This is a genomic window from Kitasatospora sp. NPDC032150 (genome assembly GCF_055579945.1).
In genome coordinates, this window is record NZ_JBVIMH010000022.1 from 1 (window position 1) to 17,037 (window position 17,037).

14 protein-coding genes and 1 pseudogene are annotated in these 17,037 nt (G+C 73.7%); 5 read left to right on the forward strand and 10 right to left on the reverse strand.

The window, feature by feature from the left end:
- Together ACZ5ON_RS24075 and ACZ5ON_RS24080 are read right to left on the reverse strand one after the other, a co-directional pair.
- A pseudogene (locus tag ACZ5ON_RS24075) lies at positions 1-572 on the reverse strand (two-component sensor histidine kinase); the annotation flags it as partial.
- A 56-nt stretch (positions 573-628) separates the two neighbouring features.
- Positions 629-1,282 carry a response regulator transcription factor gene (locus tag ACZ5ON_RS24080; RefSeq protein ID WP_465596300.1) on the reverse strand — a complete coding sequence of 218 codons (654 nt, stop codon included), beginning with the start codon at positions 1,280-1,282 and terminating at the stop codon, positions 629-631.
- Positions 1,283-1,803: 521 nt separating this feature from the next.
- Here ACZ5ON_RS24080 and ACZ5ON_RS24085 point away from each other — a divergent pair.
- A complete protein-coding gene (locus tag ACZ5ON_RS24085; protein ID WP_344638610.1) occupies positions 1,804-1,989 on the forward strand; it encodes a hypothetical protein in 186 nt (61 codons plus the stop codon).
- Positions 1,990-2,214: 225 nt separating this feature from the next.
- On the opposite strand, the gene ACZ5ON_RS24090 is transcribed toward ACZ5ON_RS24085, so the two are convergent.
- Positions 2,215-3,018, reverse strand: a complete 804-nt coding sequence (locus ACZ5ON_RS24090) for an inositol monophosphatase family protein (protein ID WP_465596303.1) — start codon at positions 3,016-3,018, stop codon at positions 2,215-2,217.
- A 55-nt stretch (positions 3,019-3,073) separates the two neighbouring features.
- Positions 3,074-4,210, reverse strand: coding sequence for a ferrochelatase (locus tag ACZ5ON_RS24095; RefSeq protein ID WP_465596306.1), 1,137 nt, complete (start codon positions 4,208-4,210; stop codon positions 3,074-3,076).
- 126 nt (positions 4,211-4,336) lie between these two features.
- On the opposite strand from ACZ5ON_RS24095, the gene ACZ5ON_RS24100 reads away from it, so the two are divergent.
- Entirely contained in the window at positions 4,337-5,587 is a 1,251-nt protein-coding gene (locus tag ACZ5ON_RS24100) for an MFS transporter (protein ID WP_465596309.1), read from the forward strand.
- Positions 5,588-5,808: 221 nt separating this feature from the next.
- Positions 5,809-7,122 (forward strand): D-arabinono-1,4-lactone oxidase, encoded by a 1,314-nt coding sequence (locus ACZ5ON_RS24105; protein WP_465596312.1) that lies wholly within the window; start codon positions 5,809-5,811, stop codon positions 7,120-7,122.
- Positions 7,123-7,125: 3 nt separating this feature from the next.
- On the opposite strand, the gene ACZ5ON_RS24110 is transcribed toward ACZ5ON_RS24105, so the two are convergent.
- Entirely contained in the window at positions 7,126-7,980 is an 855-nt protein-coding gene (locus ACZ5ON_RS24110) for a hypothetical protein (RefSeq protein WP_465596315.1), read from the reverse strand.
- 405 nt (positions 7,981-8,385) lie between these two features.
- On the opposite strand from ACZ5ON_RS24110, the gene sepH reads away from it, so the two are divergent.
- A complete protein-coding gene (gene sepH / locus ACZ5ON_RS24115; protein ID WP_344638604.1) occupies positions 8,386-9,444 on the forward strand; it encodes a septation protein SepH in 1,059 nt (352 codons plus the stop codon).
- A gap of 123 nt (positions 9,445-9,567) precedes the next feature.
- Here the strand turns inward: sepH and ACZ5ON_RS24120 are convergent, their stop codons facing one another.
- Positions 9,568-10,449 carry a sulfurtransferase gene (locus tag ACZ5ON_RS24120; RefSeq protein ID WP_465596318.1) on the reverse strand — a complete coding sequence of 294 codons (882 nt, stop codon included), beginning with the start codon at positions 10,447-10,449 and terminating at the stop codon, positions 9,568-9,570.
- Between the two features lie 150 nt (positions 10,450-10,599).
- Between ACZ5ON_RS24120 and ACZ5ON_RS24125 the strand changes: the two genes are divergently transcribed.
- Complete coding sequence (locus ACZ5ON_RS24125; RefSeq protein WP_465596321.1) at positions 10,600-11,331, forward strand: VOC family protein; 732 nt, start codon at positions 10,600-10,602, stop codon at positions 11,329-11,331.
- A 94-nt stretch (positions 11,332-11,425) separates the two neighbouring features.
- Here the strand turns inward: ACZ5ON_RS24125 and ACZ5ON_RS24130 are convergent, their stop codons facing one another.
- The 4 genes from ACZ5ON_RS24130 to ACZ5ON_RS24145 form a co-directional block, all read right to left on the reverse strand.
- Positions 11,426-12,082 carry a thymidine kinase gene (locus ACZ5ON_RS24130; protein ID WP_465596324.1) on the reverse strand — a complete coding sequence of 219 codons (657 nt, stop codon included), beginning with the start codon at positions 12,080-12,082 and terminating at the stop codon, positions 11,426-11,428.
- Positions 12,083-12,125: 43 nt separating this feature from the next.
- Entirely contained in the window at positions 12,126-13,289 is a 1,164-nt protein-coding gene (locus ACZ5ON_RS24135; protein WP_465596327.1) for an alkaline phosphatase family protein, read from the reverse strand.
- A gap of 14 nt (positions 13,290-13,303) precedes the next feature.
- Positions 13,304-13,894: a DUF5998 family protein gene (locus tag ACZ5ON_RS24140; protein ID WP_465596330.1), complete on the reverse strand. Its 591-nt coding sequence runs from the start codon at positions 13,892-13,894 to the stop codon at positions 13,304-13,306.
- 101 nt (positions 13,895-13,995) lie between these two features.
- Positions 13,996-16,746, reverse strand: a complete 2,751-nt coding sequence (locus ACZ5ON_RS24145; RefSeq protein WP_465596549.1) for a bifunctional acetate--CoA ligase family protein/GNAT family N-acetyltransferase — start codon at positions 16,744-16,746, stop codon at positions 13,996-13,998.
- Positions 16,747-17,037 lie beyond the last annotated feature (291 nt).

A 17,037-nucleotide genomic window follows, 5' to 3' on the forward strand; every position in this document is an offset into this window, starting at 1 on the left:
AGCTGGATCCGGCGGTGCAGGTCGGAGGAGACCACCTCGCGCGCGGTCCGGGTGATCCGCCCCAGCGGACGCAGCACCCGGCCGGCCATCGCGTAACCGGCCATGAAGGCGATCACCGCCAGGCACACCAACACCGTGAGCGACTTGCGCAGCAGCACGGTCAGGGCCGCATTGGACTTGAGCTCCTGCATCTGGACCAGTTGGTCGTTGAACTGCTGTGAGGTCATCACCCGGCCGTTGACGGTGGCGCCGCCCTGGTCGAAGCCGAAGGTCGGCAGCAGGGCGTCGTGGAAGGCCTGCCGGACGAAGAAGTACATCAGCACCAGCAGGACCACGCCCGCCATCAGGAACATCCCGCCGTACAGCAGGGTGAGCCTGATCCGGATCGTGGGCCGCAGCTGGAACCAGCTGAGAAGGCCGTCGCCGGGGGTGTAGGGAACGAACTGCTCGGGCCTGCGGGCGGGCCGCTCCGCGGAGGCGGCCGGCGAGTGGGCCGGCTTGGGGGGTACCCGGACCGGGCCGCCGGCGGGCGCGCCGGGGGCCCCGCCGGTGGGGGGCGGCGGGGTGGTCATGACTGTCCTCTCCGGGATCTGCGCTGTGCGGTCGTACGGGGGTGGGGCCGGTCGGCTCAGATCCGGTAGCCGGAGCCGGGCACGGTGACGATCACCGGCGGATCGCCGAGCTTGCGGCGCAGGGTCATCACGGTGACCCGTACGACGTTGGTGAACGGGTCGGTGTGCTCGTCCCAGGCCTTCTCCAGCAGCTGCTCCGCCGAGACGACCGCGCCGCCGGCCCGCATCAGGACCTCCAGCACGGCGAACTCCTTGGGCGCGAGCTGGACGGTCCTGCCGTCCCTGAGCACCTCGCGGCGGCCGGGGTCGAGCGTGATGCCGGCCCGCTCCAGGATGGGCGGCAGCGGAACCGTCGCGCGGCGGCCGAGTGCCCGCACCCGCGCGACGAGTTCGCTGAAGGCGAACGGCTTGGGCAGGTAGTCGTCGGCGCCGATCTCCAGGCCCTCGACCCGGTCGCTGATGTCGCCGGAAGCGGTCAGCATGATCACCCGGGTGGCGAGGCCCTGTTCGACGACGCTGCGGCAGACGTCGTCGCCGTGGACCAGCGGGAGGTCGCGGTCGAGCACGACGACGTCGTAGTCGTTGATCGCGATGCGCTGGAGCGCGGCCTCACCGTCGTACACCACGTCCACGGCCATCGCCTCGCGGCGCAGGCCGGTCGCGACGGCTTCGGCGAGCAGCTGCTCGTCCTCCACGACGAGTACCCGCACGATGGTTGTCCCTTCTTTCCTGAGCGGCCCCCGCCGTGGCCCGCCCGTTCGGGCCGCCTGGCGCCGGGCGCGGAGCCGACACGTCCGGAGCCCTGGGCTCGTCATCGGCCCGGGAGCCGGCACACGGATCCGACGGTGTTCCCATCCTGCCTGGTCGGCCGGTAAAGCAGCGGTAAGCGGCCGGCTCCGGGGCGCCCAGGCGGCTTGAAACAGCAGGGTCCCCTACCGATTGGACCGTGACGCGGGCAACTTTCTCGGATTGTGAGGTTTCCCGCCTTCACCCGTGGGGAGGACAACCTGCACACCCGCGATCGGGCCGAACGCCGGTCGCGACCACCACCACCCGCCGTGCGTTCATCCGCACCGGCTCAGGGGACTCGGTGTCACCGGGAGCGGCTTCGAGGCCGTCTCCGCGCCCGACCGGAGAGCAGCCGCCGGCTGGGGCGTATCCGTTGGCCGCCGTCCTCCCCGACGCCGGGGAACGCCGGACCGTGCCCGTCCGACACAGCAAGGGGGCTCGTATGGACGCCTTCACCGCCGGAATCCTGCAGCGCATAAAGAACACCGAACAAGACCTGCACCGCGCCCTGGAGGCCGGTGACGACTTCCTCGCCGAGGTCGAGCAGTCTGAGCTGGACGACCTGCGCCGGCTCGCCGCCGAGCACGGCATCGACCCGGTCCGCGAGATCCACCGCTCCGCCGCCTGACCCGGTCGCTAGCCGCGCACTCGCGCCACCCGCCTCGGGAGCCCTCCCAGGCAGCTGAAGGCCAGGCCCTGGCGCACTCGGTGTACCAGGGCCTTTCGCCTGCCCGTGTCACTGCGCTCGCCCGTGTCACCGGCCCGGTCCGTTCACCCGGGCGTCACCTTCGCGCCGTGCGCCCGCCGGGCCGGGTCCCGGGGACCGGAGACCCCCGGGGAGAGCCGCGGCCGGTCAGTCGTGCCAGGCGCCGAGGGCGTCCAGCCGGGACTGCAGCCGTTCGAAGACCCCGGGCGGCGCGGCGACGGCGAGGTCTCCGTCCGGCTCCTCGCCCGGACGTCCGCCGGCCAGGGCCCCGGCCTCGCGGGCGATCAGCATCCCGGCGGCCATGTCCCAGGGCTTCAGCCCTCGCTCGTAGAAGGCGTCCAGTCGGCCGGCGGCCAGGTCGCAGAGGTCGACGGCCGCGGCGCCGGCCCGCCGGATGTCACGCACCTCGGGCATCAGCGCCAGCAGCACCTGCGCCTGGTGGGCCCGCACCTCGCGGACGTAGTTGAAGCCGGTGCCGACCAGCGCCTGGCCCCACGGCGGAGCCGGACGGCAGGAGATCGGCCGGCCGTCGAGGCGGGCCCCGCCGCCGAGTACCGCCTGGAAGAGCTCGCCCCTGGCCGGCACCGTCACTACGCCGACCACCGCCCTCCCGTCCAGCTCGGCGGCCACGCTGACCCCCCAGGAGGGCAGTCCGTACAGGTAGTTGACCGTTCCGTCGAGCGGGTCGACCACCCAGCGCACCCCGCTGCTGCCGGGGTGGTCGGCGCCCTCCTCGCCGAGGTAGCCGTCCTCAGGACGGCGTCGGCCGATCAGCTCCAGGATCAGCTTCTCGGAGGCGAGGTCCATCTCGGTGACCACGTCCACGGGGCTGCTCTTGGTCGCGGCGACGCCGAGGTCGGCGGGGCGGCCGTCGCGGAGCAGGTCCCCCGCACGGGTGGCCGCCTCGACGGCGACGTCGAGGAGTTCGGCGAGCAGCTCGGGGTTGGGCATGGGATTCCTTCCAGTCCTGGGCGGGCGGGCGCCCCGGGGCACGGCCGGGCGGGGGTCAGATCTCGGCCGCCGCGCGGCGCGGGGCGCGCGGGTTGGGGCAGCAGGCGACGGCGCACACGTCGTGGCTGGGGCCGAGCCCGCCCAGGGCGCGGCGTTCGACCGACCGGCCGCGCTCGACGGCGGCGCGCTCCAGCAGCAGTTCCCGCACGGCCGCCGCGAACCGGGCGTCGGCGCCCACCGTGGCGGCCCGGGCCACCGGCAGGCCGAGTTCGGCGGCCTTGGCGACGGCCTCGGTGTCGAGGTCGTACTTGACCTCCATGTGGTCGGAGACGAAGCCGATCGGCACCATCACGGCCGCCGGGACGCCCGCCGTGTGCAGGCTCTCCAGGTGGTCGCAGATGTCCGGTTCCAGCCACGGGACGTGCGGGGCGCCGCTGCGGCTCTGGTACACCAGCTCCCAGGAGCGGTCGGCCACCCCGGTGGCCTCCTCGACGGCGGCGGCGATCAGCCGGGCGACGTCCAGGTGCTGGGCGACGTACGCGCCGCCGGGCCGGCCGCGCGCGGGGTCTCCGGGGGCGCCGGAGGTCTCGGCCATCGCCTCCGGGATGGAGTGGGTGGTGAAGGCCAGATGGGCCCCGTCGCGGACCGCCGTGGGCAGCTCGGCGAGCGCCGCGAGGGTGGCGTCGATCATCGGCTGGACGAAACCCGGGTGGTTGTAGAAGTGCCGCAGCTTGTCGACGCGCAACTCGGGCAGGCCTTCCTCGGCCAGGGTGGCGAGGGCGTCGGCGAGGTTCTCGCGGTACTGCCGGCAGCCGGAGTAGCCGGCGTACGCGCTGGTGGCGAGGACGGCGATCCGGTGGTGGCCGTCGTTCGCCATCTCCCGCAGGGTGTCGACCAGGTAGGGCGCCCAGTTTCGGTTGCCCCAGTACACCGGCAGGTCCAGACCGTGCCCGGAGAAGTCCTTGCGCAGCGCGGCGAGCAGTTCGCGGTTCTGCTCGTTGATCGGGCTGACCCCGCCGAACAGGAAGTAGTGCTTGCCGACCTCGGCGAGACGCTCCTTGGGGATGCCCCGGCCGCGGGTGACGTTCTCCAGGAACGGCACCACGTCCTCGGGGCCCTCGGGACCGCCGAAGGAGAGCAGGAGCAGCGCGTCGTAGGGCGCGGGGTCGGTGAGGGTGCGCGAGTCGGGCATGGCACCGATCCTCCCACCACCGTCCCGTCCCCCGGCGGCAGGTCCGCCGGCGGGTAATCGCTTGCCGCCGTTCGTAAGCTGTCTAGTCGAGACACGTTCCTTACCCCCACCCCAGCGGAGCCCTGCGTGCTGTCCAGCTACCGCCAGATATTCGCCACCCCGGGCACCCTGGCCTTCTCCTCCTCGGGTCTGATCGCCAGGCTGCCGATCTCGATGACCGGGATCGGCATCGTCACCATGCTGTCCCAGCTCCGCGGCTCCTACGGGATCGCCGGTGCGGTCTCCGCCGTCCTGGCGCTGTCGGCGGCGGTGCTCGGCCCGCAGGTCGCCCGGCTGGTCGACCGCTACGGGCAGCGCCGGGTGTCCCTGCCCGCCACCGGGCTGACGGTGGTCGCCGCGGTCGCGCTGCTGCTCTGCGCGCGCACGGGGGCTCCGGACTGGACGCTGTTCGCGGCCGCCGCGGGGATGGGCGTGATGCCCAGTACCGGTTCGATGGTCCGGGCCCGGTGGGCCCACCTGTACAGCGACGAGCCGCCCAAGCTGCACACCGCGTACTCGTTCGAGGCCGTGGTGGACGAGATCTGCTTCATCGTCGGCCCGATCCTCTCGATCGGCCTGGCCACCTCGGTCTTCCCCGAGGCGGGCGTGCTGCTGGCCGGGGTCTTCCTGGTCACCGGGGTGGTGCTGTTCACCTCGCAGCGCCGCACCGAGCCGCCGGTGCACCCGGCCACCCACCACTCGGGGCGGTCGGCGCTCTTCTCCCCCGGGCTCGAGGTGCTGGTGCTGACCTTCGTGGCCACCGGTGCGATCTTCGGCTCGGTCGAGGTGGTGACCGTGGCCTTCGCCCAGGAGCAGGGGCACAAGGCGCTGTCCAGCCTGGTGCTCGCGGTGTACGCACTGGGCTCCGGCCTGGCCGGGGTGGTCTTCGGAACGCTGAAGCTCAACGGTTCGCCGGCCGGCCGCTTCCTCGGCGGGGTCGTCCTGATGGCGGTCAGCATGGTGGCACCGCTACTGGCCGCCGAGTGGCTGCACGGCACCGCCGGCCTGGTCGCGGTCGGCACCGCGCTGTTCCTGGCCGGGATCGCCATCTCACCGACCCTGATCACGGCCATGGCCCTGGTCGAACGGCTGGTTCCGGCCAACCAGCTGACCGAGGGCATGACCTGGACCACCACCGGACTCGCGCTGGGGGTCGCCCTCGGGTCCTCGGTCGCGGGCTGGGCGGTGGACGCCGCGGGCGCCCCGGCCGGCTACTGGGTGCCGGCCGGGGCCGGTCTCTTCGGCGCCCTCACCGCCCTCGCCGGACTGCGCCGCCTGCGCTCGGGCCTGACCACGGCCGCCGCGCCGGCCGCCGGCGAGGCCGCCCTCCAACACTGAACGCGGCCGCCCGCGGCGCGGGGGACCGCAGGGCTCGGTAACGATCCGAGCACCCGGCGCCGCCCCGATCCGCATGGCCGTCCGCACGCCGGGCGGCCGCGGCCCCGCGGGTTCGGTCCGCTCCATGGACCTCGGTAGGGCCAGTGGCTACGCTCCCCGTACTCAGTGGTAGGACGTGCTCGGGGCGCAGCCGTCCCGGCACCGGAGCAGGAGGCAGCCGTATGCCGCAGGCCAGTACCACCCACTGGAGCAACTGGGCCGGCAACCAGAGCGCCCGCCCCAGCCGGGTGGTCTCCCCGGCCTCGACCGCCGAGTTGGCGAAGGAGATCCTGCGGGCCGCCGAGGAGGGCCGGACGGTCAAGGCGGTCGGTTCGGGCCACTCGTTCACCGCGATCGCCTCGGCCGGGGACGGTGTCCTCGTCCGGCCCACCGGGCTGACCGCGGTACGGGAGCTGGACCGCGCGGCCGGGACGGTCACCGTGGAGTCCGGCCTGCCGCTCTCCGCCCTCAACCGGCTGCTCGCCTCGGCCGGACTCTCACTCACCAACATGGGCGACATCGAGGTCCAGACCGTCGCCGGCGCCACCAGCACCGGCACCCACGGCACCGGCCGCGACTCCGGTTCACTGGCCGCCCAGGTGAGGGCGCTGGAGATCGTGCTGGCCGACGGCACCGTCCGGACCTGCTCGCCGACCGAGGACCCCGAACTGTTCCAGGGCGCCCGGCTGGGCCTGGGCGCGCTCGGCGTGGTCAGCGCACTCACCTTCGGCGTCGAACCGGCCTTCCTGCTCACCGCCCACGAGCAGCCGATGCGCTTCGACCGGGTGCTGGACCGCTTCGAGGAGTTCGCGACCGTCAACGAGCACTTCGAGTTCTACTGGTTCCCGCACACCGAGCTCTGCTCGACCAAGCGCAACAACCGCAGCCAGGGCCCGGCCCGGCCGCTGCCGCCGTTCAAGTCCTGGCTGGAGGACGACTTCCTCTCCAACACCGTCTGGGAGGGTGCCTGCCGGATCGGCCGGACCTTTCCCGCCGCCGTCCCCGCCATCGCCCAGCTCGCCGGCCGGGCCTGGTCGGAGCGGACCTACACCGACCTCGCGTACAAGGTGTTCACCAGTCCCCGCAGGGTGCGCTTCGTCGAGATGGAGTACGCCGTGCCGCGCGAGGCGGCCACCACCGTGCTGCGCGAACTGAAGGCGCTGGTCGAGCGTTCGAACTGGCGGATCAGCTTCCCGGTCGAGGTGCGGATCGCGCCCGCCGACGACCTCTGGCTCTCCACCGCGAGCGGCCGGGACACCGTCTACATGGCCGTCCACCTCTACCGGGGCACCCCCGAGCAGGGCTACTTCACCGAGGTCGAGCGCCTGATGACCGCCCACCAGGGCCGCCCGCACTGGGGCAAGCTGCACACCAGGGACGCCGAGTACCTCGCCTCGGTCTACCCGCGCTTCGGCGAGTTCACCGCGCTGCGCGACCGGCTCGACCCCGGCCGGCTGTTCGCCAACCCCTACCTGCGCCGGGTGCTCGGCGAGTAGCGCTCAGGGGGTCGGGGCGGCGGGCGGCGTCCCGGCTCCCCGGTCGCGCTGGCCGGCGCCGTCGTCCGTGCCCGCACCCGTGGTGGTGCCGGAGCTCGGGCTCGGTGCCGGCGGCGTGCTCGGCTCCGCGGTCGGCGCCGGAGAGGAGGACGGCGAGCCGCTCGGGGGCTGGGAGGGTGCGGCCGAGGGCGAGTGCCGTCCGCTCGGCGTCGCGCCCGGGGTGTCGGCCGGCGCGCCGGAGGGCGCGGCCGAGTGGTCGGCGGCGCCGCCGACCGAGGGGCGGTCGGCGGGCACGGACGGGGCGGGCCTGCGGCCCGGGTTGAGCGAGGTGCCGGAGGAGTGGCCGTCGCCGGTGACGATGGAGTGCATCGGCTTGTCCGCGATCAGCTCCACCGCCAGGATCGGCGTCATCGCCAGGACGAAGACCAGTCCGGAGACCACCGAGTACGTCCGCCAGGTCCAGCGCCGCCTGGCCCGGACGGTCTGCGGGGCGTTCCACTCCGGGGAGATCACCGCCGGCTCGCCCGCCGGGACCTGCCGGAGGCGGTTGACGGTTGCGCCTGGTCCCCGGTCGACCGCGCTGCGCAGTTGCTCGCCGGTCCGCTTGAACAGGTGCTGGAAGAGCGCACCCCCGGTGGTCGCGCCGATACTGACCACCGCCGCGCCGAGGATCGTGCCGTACACGCCGAGTTCCGAGGCGAGCACCGCGCCGACCACCGCGGCCAGGGCGCTGGCTGCGACCTGAGCCACAGTCAGTTCGATCCGTGCACGTCCGGTCGCCGGTGGCTCGGCGGCCTGCGGCCCGCCCTGCTCGCGCTGCTGCGGCATCAACATCCCTCGGTCGGCACGACTCGACATCGACAAGTCCCTCCATCTTGCACAAAGAAGGACACAAGGGGCGAAAATCTGGTTCTCAGCGGTCGATATATGTGAAGATGATCACCGTCCGCTGATCGGCGGTCGGCCATTGGAGTGCCCGCCCTTGAGATTCCCGTGAATCGCGGGAGACTTGAGCGGCGAGCCGCCCCTGCGGGTGCCACGAATGGAGTACTGTTCGTGGGGCCTGAGCCTTTCGTCGACCTGTCGACACTCCGTCAGACGGCGACCGGGGCACACGGGCGCGACGTCGACCGGCGACGTGGCAACAGGCAACCGTGCCATAAGGGCGGGTCCGGGCGAAAGCACGACACGCCGAGTAACTCAGCAAGGTTGTGGCCACTCGCGAGTGGGCAGGCCACACTCAGTACGGGAGCAGCGACGCAGGTGACGTCGGCAGGCACCACCCGGGAGGTAACCGTGCCCGAACTGCGGGTTGTGGCCGTCAGCAACGACGGCACACGGCTGGTGCTCAAGGCTGCCGACAGCACGGAGTACACCCTTCCCATCGACGAGCGGCTGCGCGCCGCCATCCGCGGGGACCGGCCGCGCCTCGGCCAGATCGAGATCGAGGTCGAGAGCCACCTGCGGCCCAGGGACATCCAGGCGCGGATACGAGCCGGTGCCTCCGCCGAGGAGGTCGCCCAGGCGGCGGGTATCTCGGTGGACCGGGTGCGACGCTTCGAGGGGCCGGTGCTGGCCGAGCGCGCCTTCATGGCCGAGCGGGCCCGCAAGACCGCGATCCGCCGCCACGGCGAGCCCACCGGGCCGCAGCTCGGCGAGGCCGTCGCCGAGCGCCTGGCGCTGCGGGCGGCGGAGAAGGACACCGAGCGGTGGGACTCCTGGCGCCGCGACGACGGCACCTGGGAGGTCATCCTCTACTACCGGTCCGACGGCGAGGGCCGCAGCGCGAGCTGGACCTACGACCCGCCGCGCCGCCTGGTGCAGCCGAACGACGACGAGGCCCGGTCGCTGATCGGCGAGAGCGTCGAGCGCGAGGAGGACTCGGTCTTCCCGTTCATCCCGCGGATCGCCCGGCTCCCGCAGGACCGGCCGGCCCGCCCGATGATCGAGCGTCCCTCGGCGGACCGGATCATGTCGGGCCGAGAGGTCCGCGAAGCCACGGCCGACGGCCGGGACTCGCTGACCAGCCTGCTGGACGTGGTGCCCGCGTTCCGCGGCGAGCTCACCGTCCCGGCCGTGGAGCCGGTCCAGGTGGAGGAGGCCGAGGAGGCGGAGGAGCATGCCGCTCCGGCGGCCAGCGTCGGCGCGGGGTCGGCCTACGCGGACATCCTGATGCCGCGCGCGGTCTCCCCGCACCGCGAGCGGCTGGTGGGCACCACGGACCGCCAGGCCGAGGCGGACGGCGTCCGTCCGGGCCGACGGGCCACCGTGCCGAGCTGGGACGAGATCGTCTTCGGCAGTCGTCGCAAGAAGCAGGACTGAGGCAGTAGCCCCCGTCGCCCCGTCCCGCACGGAACGACGATCCGTACGGGACGGGGGCACGGGCTTCCTTCGCACCGGGCGCGGCTTCCGGCCGGTCCCGCGCCCCGGGCCGTACCCGGCCGGTCAGCCGGGGAGGGGGCCGGTGGCCGCCGGGTTGTCCGGGTCGCCGGACCACTCGCTCCAGGATCCCGGGTAGAGCGTGGCCCGGAAGCCCGCCACCTCGAGGGCCAGCAGTTCGTGCGAGGCCGTCACTCCCGAGCCGCAGTAGACCCCGGTCTCGCGCTCGCCCACGCCCAGCGAGCGGAATCGCTCGGCGAGTGCGGCGGCGGGCAGGAAGCGCCCGTCCGGGCCGACGTTCTCCGTGGTGGGGGCGCTCACCGCGCCCGGGATGTGCCCGGCGCGCGGGTCGACCGGCTCGACCTCGCCCCGGTAGCGCTCGCCGGCCCGGGCGTCGAGCAGCAATCCGGTACGGGCCAGCGCGGCGGCCTGCCGGGCGTCCAGGACGGGCAGTTGGCCCGGGGCGGGCTTGAAGTCCCCCTCCCGGGCCGGGGTTCGCCCGGCGCTCTCGGGCAGGCCGGCGGCGCGCCAGGCGGCCAGGCCGCCGTCCAGCACCCGGACGTCCCGGTGGCCGGCCCAGCGCAGCAGCCACCAGGCGCGGGCGGCCGAGGTGGCGGGCCCGGCGTCGTAGACCACCACCGGACGGTCGGCGCTCACGCCGGCCCGGCGCACGGCCGTCCCGAACACCTCGGGATCGGGCAGCGGGTGGCGGCCGGCGGCACCCGGAGGTGCGGCCAACTCGTCGTCCAGATCGACGTACTGAGCGCCCGGCAGGTGCCCGACGGCGAACTCGTCGGCGCCGGGCGGGCCGCCGAGCTGCCAGCGGACGTCGAGCAGGACCGGCGGGTCCGCGGAGTCGAGGGCCGCCGCCAACTCGCCGACGGAGATCAGCGGAGAGGTGCCGAGCGGGCGCCCCTGGTCCAAGCCATCAGTGGGTTCGGCTGTCATGGCGCCATTGTGACCCGCGCGACTCCGCTCTTTGTACGGTCTTTGCCTACTCACGCCGCGCGGTCAGCCGATTGCGGCGGGCAAAAGGTGGAACGATCGCCGTGGGACGCGCGGCGGCCCCGCCGACCGCCCCCGGCGAGGAGGTACGCGATGACTGCGGTGACGGTGCGGTTGGCCCAGGGAACGCCCTGCTGGGTGAGCCTGATGACCAGCGACCACCAGGGGGCCACTGCCTTCTACGGAGCCCTGCTGGACTGGGAGTTCACACCGGGCCCGATCCATCTCGGTTCCTACGCGCGGGCCACCCTGCACGGCGCCAAGGTCGCCGGGATCGGTGTCACTCCTCCGGGTCCCGGCCGCCCCGTGGAATGGACGACGTACTTCGCGGTGGACGACGCCGACCTGGTCTCGCAGCGGATCCGCGAGTGCGGCGGCACGGTCGCGGTCGGGCCGCTGCAGGCCGAGCGGGCCGGACGGCTGGCGATCGCCGCCGATGTGTGGGGTGCGGTGTTCGGCCTCTGGCAGGGCGAGGAGCACCTAGGTTGGGAGGTGGTGGACGAGCCCGGCGCGCCCGCCTGGAGCGAGCTGCTCACCCCTGACGAGCAGTCGGCCACCGCGTTCTACCGCCTGGTGTTCGGGCCGAGCGTGCCGCAGCAGCAGGCGGTGGTGCCGATGGCGGACATCCGGCACAGCACCGATCTCAGGGACGGTCCGCCACGGTGGCGGGTGCACTTCGCGGTCACCGACGTCGAGTTGACGACGGCCCAGGCCGTGGCACTGGGCGGTTCGGTGCTGGTGGCCCCGCACGACGGACCGGCCGGGCGGGTGGTCAGGCTGGCCGATCCGCAGGGCGGGCGCTTCTCGGTCGTCCAACTCCCCTGACCGGCCGGACGCGGCCCGGCCGGGCCGTGCGACCGGCCCGCCACCGGGGTGCCGCTCCCCGTCACACCCGGGGAACCGACTGCGCCCCCTGACTTCAGGCGCGCTGCTCCTCGAAGGGGAGGACGTCCGGGGAGAGCACCGAGGCACGGGCGGCCGCGGCGGTGAGGCGGCGGCGGTGGTGGCGGCGGCAGAGCACCTCGTAGCCGACCTCGCTCTCGCTGACGGCGATGTCGCCGACCACGACCTGTGCACCCTCGACCACCATCACACCGCCGACGGTTCGGGCGTTGTGGGTGGCCCGGGCGCCGCACCAGCAGAGTGCCTCGACCTGGAGGATCTCCACCCGGTCGGCGAGCTCGATCAGGCGCTGGGAGCCGGGGAAGAGCTTGGTGCGGAAGTCGGTGGTGATCCCGAAGGTGAACACGTCGATCCCCAACTCGTCGACCACGCGGGCGAGTTGGTCGACCTGCTCGGCGGCGTAGAAGTTGGCCTCGTCACAGATCAGATAGTCGACCCTGCCGCCCGCCGAGAGCAGCTGGACCACGTAGGCGTGGAAGTCGAAGTCCTCGGTGACCTCGACGGCGTCGGCACGCAGGCCCAGGCGGCTGGAGATGGTGGAGGCGCCGGCCCGGTCGTGGCGGGAGAAGATGATCCCCTTGCGGCCGCGGGCGGCGTGGTTGTGGTCGAGCTGGAGGGCGAGCGTCGACTTGCCGCAGTCCATCGTTCCGGAGAAGAACACCAGGTCAGCCATGGGTGGAGCGGAGGCCTTTCGGAAGACTACGGGTGGGGGCGGTTCAGGCGCGGACTTCGAGCAGCGGCACCAGCTGCTCCACCGGGGTCATCGAGCCGTGCAGGCCGATCATCGAGGACTCGCCGGGCTCGGTGCGGGAGGCGATCACCGCGATGTCGTCCCGGGCCGCGGCGACCACGTCGCCGATCCGATGGTAGACCCGGTCGTCGACCACCGGGCCGAACCAGCCATTGGCTATCGCCTCGTCCCGGCCGGCCACCCACATCCGGTCACCGAGCACCTCGCTCCAGACCGTGAGCACGTCGTCGGCCGCGCCGGGCACCGCGTAGACGTGCCGGGCCCGACCCTCGCCGCCGAGCAGGGCGACGCCCGCGCTCAGCTCCCAGTCCTCATCGAAGTCGATCCGGTTCTCCGGGGCGATGTCGATCATGCCGTGGTCGGCCGTGACGTACAGCGCGGAGCGCGGCGGCAGCTGTTCGGCGAGCCGCTGGGCGAGGCGGTCCACGGTGTTCAGGGTCAGGCGCCACTCGTCGGAGTCGACCCCGTAGCGGTGGCCCGCGGCGTCGAGTTCGCTGACGTAGGTGTAGACCAGGGCCCGGTCGTGCTCTGCCAGCCACCGGGCGGAGACGTCCATCCGCTCCTCGGCGGTGGTGCGGCCGAGGAAGGTGCCGCCGGAGAGCGCGACCCGGGTGAGCGGGGTCTGCGCGAACAGCGGGGAGGAGACCTGGCAGGTCGCCACCCCGGCCGCGTCGGCCTGCTCGAAGACGGTCGGGTAGGGCTGCCAGTCGCCCGGCTCGACGTACGGCTGCCAGCGCAGCTGGTTCATCAGATGACCGGCGCCGGGCACCGCCACGGTGTAGCCGGCCAGCCCGTGCACACCGGGGGTGAGGCCGGTGCCGACCGAGGCCAGCGAGGTGGCGGTGGTGGACGGGAACCCGGCGGTGATCGACCGGCCGCCCACCATCAGCGAGTTGAGGAACGGCGCCCACTCGGGATGACGCCCGATCAGCTCCCAGCCCATGCCGTCGACCAGGAACACGCAGACCCGGTCGGCCGGGACCAGCGGCAGCCCGCTCCGGAAACCGGGTACGCCGAGCCCGGCCGCCACGGCGGGCAGCAGGTCGGCCAGCGAACCGTGCCCGTACGCCGGTACGGGGGCGCCGGAGGGGTCGAGGATCTCGAAGGAGTCGTAGTCCAGGTGCGACATGGGTGACGTGCGCCTCAGGCCCGGTTGGCGATGGTCGCCTCGGACAGGGCGCGCGCGAAGATCAGGGCCTGCGCCACCGTCTCCGGACCGTCCCCGGCCTCGCTGACCCGCAGCGACAGGTCGTCGGCGGTGGCCGAGCCGGTGTAGCCGTGGTCGGCCTCGCAGTTGGGGTCGGAGCAGCCGGCCGGCTCCAGGTCGAGCCGCTGGACGGCGCCCCAGCCGATGGTCAGCACCACCTCGCGGGGCATCGTGCCGGGCGTGTACGTCTCGGGGTTGGCCACCACGCGGCTGAGCACCACGGAGTTGATCCGGTCGATCCGGACGCACTCGGTGGAGGTGGTGGCGTAGGGCACCGGGCTGGTGGCGTCGCCGGACTGCTCGTCGGTGTGGCTGACCACGAACCTGGACGGGGTGAGCACCAGCACCGTCACGTGCCGGCGCACCTCGTTGGCGTCGAAGGTGGTCTCCTGGTGCACCAGGTACGAGGTGATCGGCTCGGGACCCACCGCGGCCTCGACGGCCTCGGACACCAGGGCGGGGTAGTAACCGCTGCGCTCGATCGCCGAGCGCAGGTCCTGCGTGGTGGTGGTACCGGTCTTCGCCATAGCTCCATCCTGGCATGTCCCGCCGACGAGGCGGTCGGCACTGGGCCGAGCGATCGGCCTTCCGCGCCCGTGGGAGAACTGGTGGGCGCAACCAAGGAAGGTTACAGGGTGCTCATGGCTCGCGGGCCCAGATCGGTGCGGACGGGGAGCGGGGCGATCCGCACGCGCGCCTCCAGGACCGCAAGGCCGTGCGGGGCGACGACCACGGGTTCGAGATCCACCGAGGCGACTTCGGGAAGGTCGTCGACCAGCCGGGAGACCCGCAGCAGCAGCTCCTCCAGCGCGTCGGTGTCCACCGGCACCGCACCGCGCCAGCCGAACAGCAGCGGAGCGGCGCGGACTTCGCGGATCAGCGAGGCGACGTCCTGGTCGGTGGCCGGGATCAACCGGTGGGCGACGTCGCCCAGCAGTTCGGCCGGGGCCCCTGCCAGTCCGAAGGAGAGGATCGCGCCGACCGCCGGGTCCACCGTGGCGCCGATCACGGTGTCCACACCGCGTGGGGCGAGCCGCTGCACCACCGGGCGGACCGTCTCGGCACCACCGAGCAGCGCGTCCAGTTCGCGGTAGGCGCGGCGCAGCCCCGGCTCGCCGGTCAGGTCGAGCCGGACGCTGCCGAGGTCGGGGCGGTGGCGCAGGTGCTCGGCGGTGGCCTTGAGCGCGACCGGGTAGCCGAGGGCGGCGGCGGCCAGGGCGGCGCTCTCCTCGTCGGGCGCGGGCAGTGTCGGCACGACGTCGATGCCGTAGTGGGCGAGCAGTGCGGCGGCCTGGTCGTCGGGGAGCGTGATCCGGGAGGGGCCGGCCTGGACGGGAGCGGAGGTGCGGCGCGCGGGGTCCCGGCCGGCGGCGCGGGACGGTTCGGCGGCGGCACCGGTCCGCAGCGCCTCGGCGATCAGCGCGCGCGCCCCGGCCTCGTCGATCCGGTCGAACTCGGGTACCCGGGCGGTCTGCTCGGCCTCCGCGGTGCGGCGGCGCCACTGGGCGTAGTGGACGGCCTGGGTGAGCGCGGTCACGGCCCGCTCCGGCCGCGGGTAGGCCGGGATGCCCACCAGCCGCAGCCGCCGCGGCAGTTCGGTCAGCGCCAGGTGGACCAGCAGCAACGGCTTGCCCAACTCGGCCGCCCGTGCGCCCGCTTCGGTGATCCCCTCGGCGAACTCCGGCTCGTCGGCACCCGGATCGGGGCTGATCGCGGTCTGCGCGGCGATCGGCGGGATGGCGATGGCGACCACCGCGTCCACGTCCGGGTCGGCCAGCGCGGTCTCCAGCGCGATCCGGAAGTTCTCCCCGGTGGCGGCGGTGGTGAGGTCCACCGGGGTGCGCGGGCGCAGCCCGGCGCTCAGGCAGGCGTCATAGGTGACCAGGCCGAGCGAGTCGGAATTGCCGACCACGGCCACCCGGTCGCCGGCCGGGAGGGGCTGGGCGGCGAGCAGTTCGCCGGTGTCCAGCAGTTCGGTGATGGTGCCCACCCGGAGCACCCCGGCCTGCCGGAAGAGCGCGTCCACCGTGGCGTCCCGCAGTCCTCCGGCGGCAGGCTGGACGGCGTGCCCGGGCGGCAGGCTGCCGGTGTGCCGGGCGCCCTTGATCACCACCACCGGCTTGCTCTGGGCCAGCCGGCGGGCGATCCGGGTGAACTTGCGCGGGTTGCCGAAGGACTCCAGGTAGAGCAGCACCACCTCGGTGGTCGGGTCCTCCTCCCAGTACTGGAGCCAGTCGTTGCCGGAGACGTCCGCCCGGTTGCCCACCGAGGCGAAGGAGGAGATGCCCATGCCCCGGCGGTGGGCGGCCTCCAGCAGCCCCACCCCGATCGCCCCGGACTGGCAGAACAGTCCGAACGGGCCGCGCGCGGGCAGCACGGGGGCCAGCGAGGCGTTGAGCGGATGGGCGGGGTCGGTGTTGAGCAGGCCGAAGGCGTTCGGGCCGATCACCCGCATCCCGGCGGCCCGGGCCTGGCGGACCAGCGCGCGCTGGCGGTCGCGGCCCTCCGGGCCCGTCTCGGCGTACCCGGCGGTCACCACCACCAGGCCCTGCACACCGTGCGCGCCGCACTCGGCGACCGCCCCGGGCACGGCATCCTGGGGCACCGCGATCACCGCCAGATCGACCGGGCCCTCGATCTCCGACAACGAGCGGTGGGTGGGCACCCCCTCCAGCTCGGTGCCGCGCGGGGCCCTGCGGTTCACCGCGTACACCGGCCCCTGGAAGCCGGCGAGGTTGCGAAGCAGCGCCCGGCCGACCGACTGCGGGTTCCGGGAGACCCCGAGGACGGCCACCGAGCGCGGGGTGAGCAGCCGCTGCACGGACCTGGCCTCGGCGCGGTGCTCGCGGGCCCGCATCACCGCCAACGAGGCGGCGGTCGGCTCCAGGTCGAACTCCAGGTGGACCACGCCGTCGGCGAAGCTGCGCCGCTGGACGTACCCGGCGTCGGTGAAGACCTTCACCATCTTGCGGTTCTCCGGCAGCACCTCGGCGGTGAACCGGCGGATGCCGCGCTCCTGGGCGACCGCCGCGATGTGCTCCAGCAGCGCGGAGGCCACGCCCCGGCCGTGGTGCGCGTCCTGCACCAGGAAGGCCACCTCGGCGTCGGTGCCCGCGGAGGAGGGCCGGCCCTCGGGGTCGATCCGGTCGTAGCGGACGGTGGCGATGAAGCGGTCCCTGACCACGGCGGCCAGGCCGACCCGGTTGACGTAGTCGTGGTGTGTGAACCGCCTGACGTCCTTGTCGGACAGGCGGGGGTAGGGCGCGAAGAAGCGGAAGTACTTCGACTGGTCGGAGACCTGCTCGTAGAACTCCACCAGCCGGTCGGCGTCGGCCGGGGTGATCGGCCGGATCCTGGCGGTGCCGCCGTCGCGCAGCAAGACGTCGGCCTCCCAGTGCTGGGGGTAGCCCTGCCGGTCCTCGGCGGGCCGGGCGGCTGCCTTCGGCTGCTCGGCGCCGGGCCGGGCCGCGTCGGCGGGGGGTTGCGCGCTGGGCGGCTGCGAGGGCCGGGGGTCGTCCACATTCGTCAGGTTATCCGGCGGCGGGCCGCTTGGCTCCGGCCGTACCGGCCCGGCCGGATGGGGCCGAACGGCCCGGGTCGGCACCGGGTGTGTGGTGTGGCGCAGCCGCCGCTGGGCAGTCGTTCACCGGGTCCGCCCGCCGCCGTCCGG

Excerpts from the sequence above, each read along its gene's own strand:
- ACZ5ON_RS24085 (WP_344638610.1), top strand. The coding sequence starts at position 1,804 with ATGGACGCCTTCACCGCCGGAATCCTGCAGCGCATAAAGAACACCGAA.
- ACZ5ON_RS24090 (WP_465596303.1), bottom strand. The coding sequence starts at position 3,018 with ATGCCCAACCCCGAGCTGCTCGCCGAACTCCTCGACGTCGCCGTCGAG.
- ACZ5ON_RS24095 (WP_465596306.1), bottom strand. The coding sequence starts at position 4,210 with ATGCCCGACTCGCGCACCCTCACCGACCCCGCGCCCTACGACGCGCTG.
- ACZ5ON_RS24105 (WP_465596312.1), top strand. The coding sequence starts at position 5,809 with ATGCCGCAGGCCAGTACCACCCACTGGAGCAACTGGGCCGGCAACCAG.
- ACZ5ON_RS24110 (WP_465596315.1), bottom strand. The coding sequence starts at position 7,980 with ATGTCGAGTCGTGCCGACCGAGGGATGTTGATGCCGCAGCAGCGCGAG.
- ACZ5ON_RS24120 (WP_465596318.1), bottom strand. The coding sequence starts at position 10,449 with ATGACAGCCGAACCCACTGATGGCTTGGACCAGGGGCGCCCGCTCGGC.
- ACZ5ON_RS24125 (WP_465596321.1), top strand. The coding sequence starts at position 10,600 with ATGACTGCGGTGACGGTGCGGTTGGCCCAGGGAACGCCCTGCTGGGTG.
- ACZ5ON_RS24130 (WP_465596324.1), bottom strand. The coding sequence starts at position 12,082 with ATGGCTGACCTGGTGTTCTTCTCCGGAACGATGGACTGCGGCAAGTCG.
- ACZ5ON_RS24135 (WP_465596327.1), bottom strand. The coding sequence starts at position 13,289 with ATGTCGCACCTGGACTACGACTCCTTCGAGATCCTCGACCCCTCCGGC.
- ACZ5ON_RS24140 (WP_465596330.1), bottom strand. The coding sequence starts at position 13,894 with ATGGCGAAGACCGGTACCACCACCACGCAGGACCTGCGCTCGGCGATC.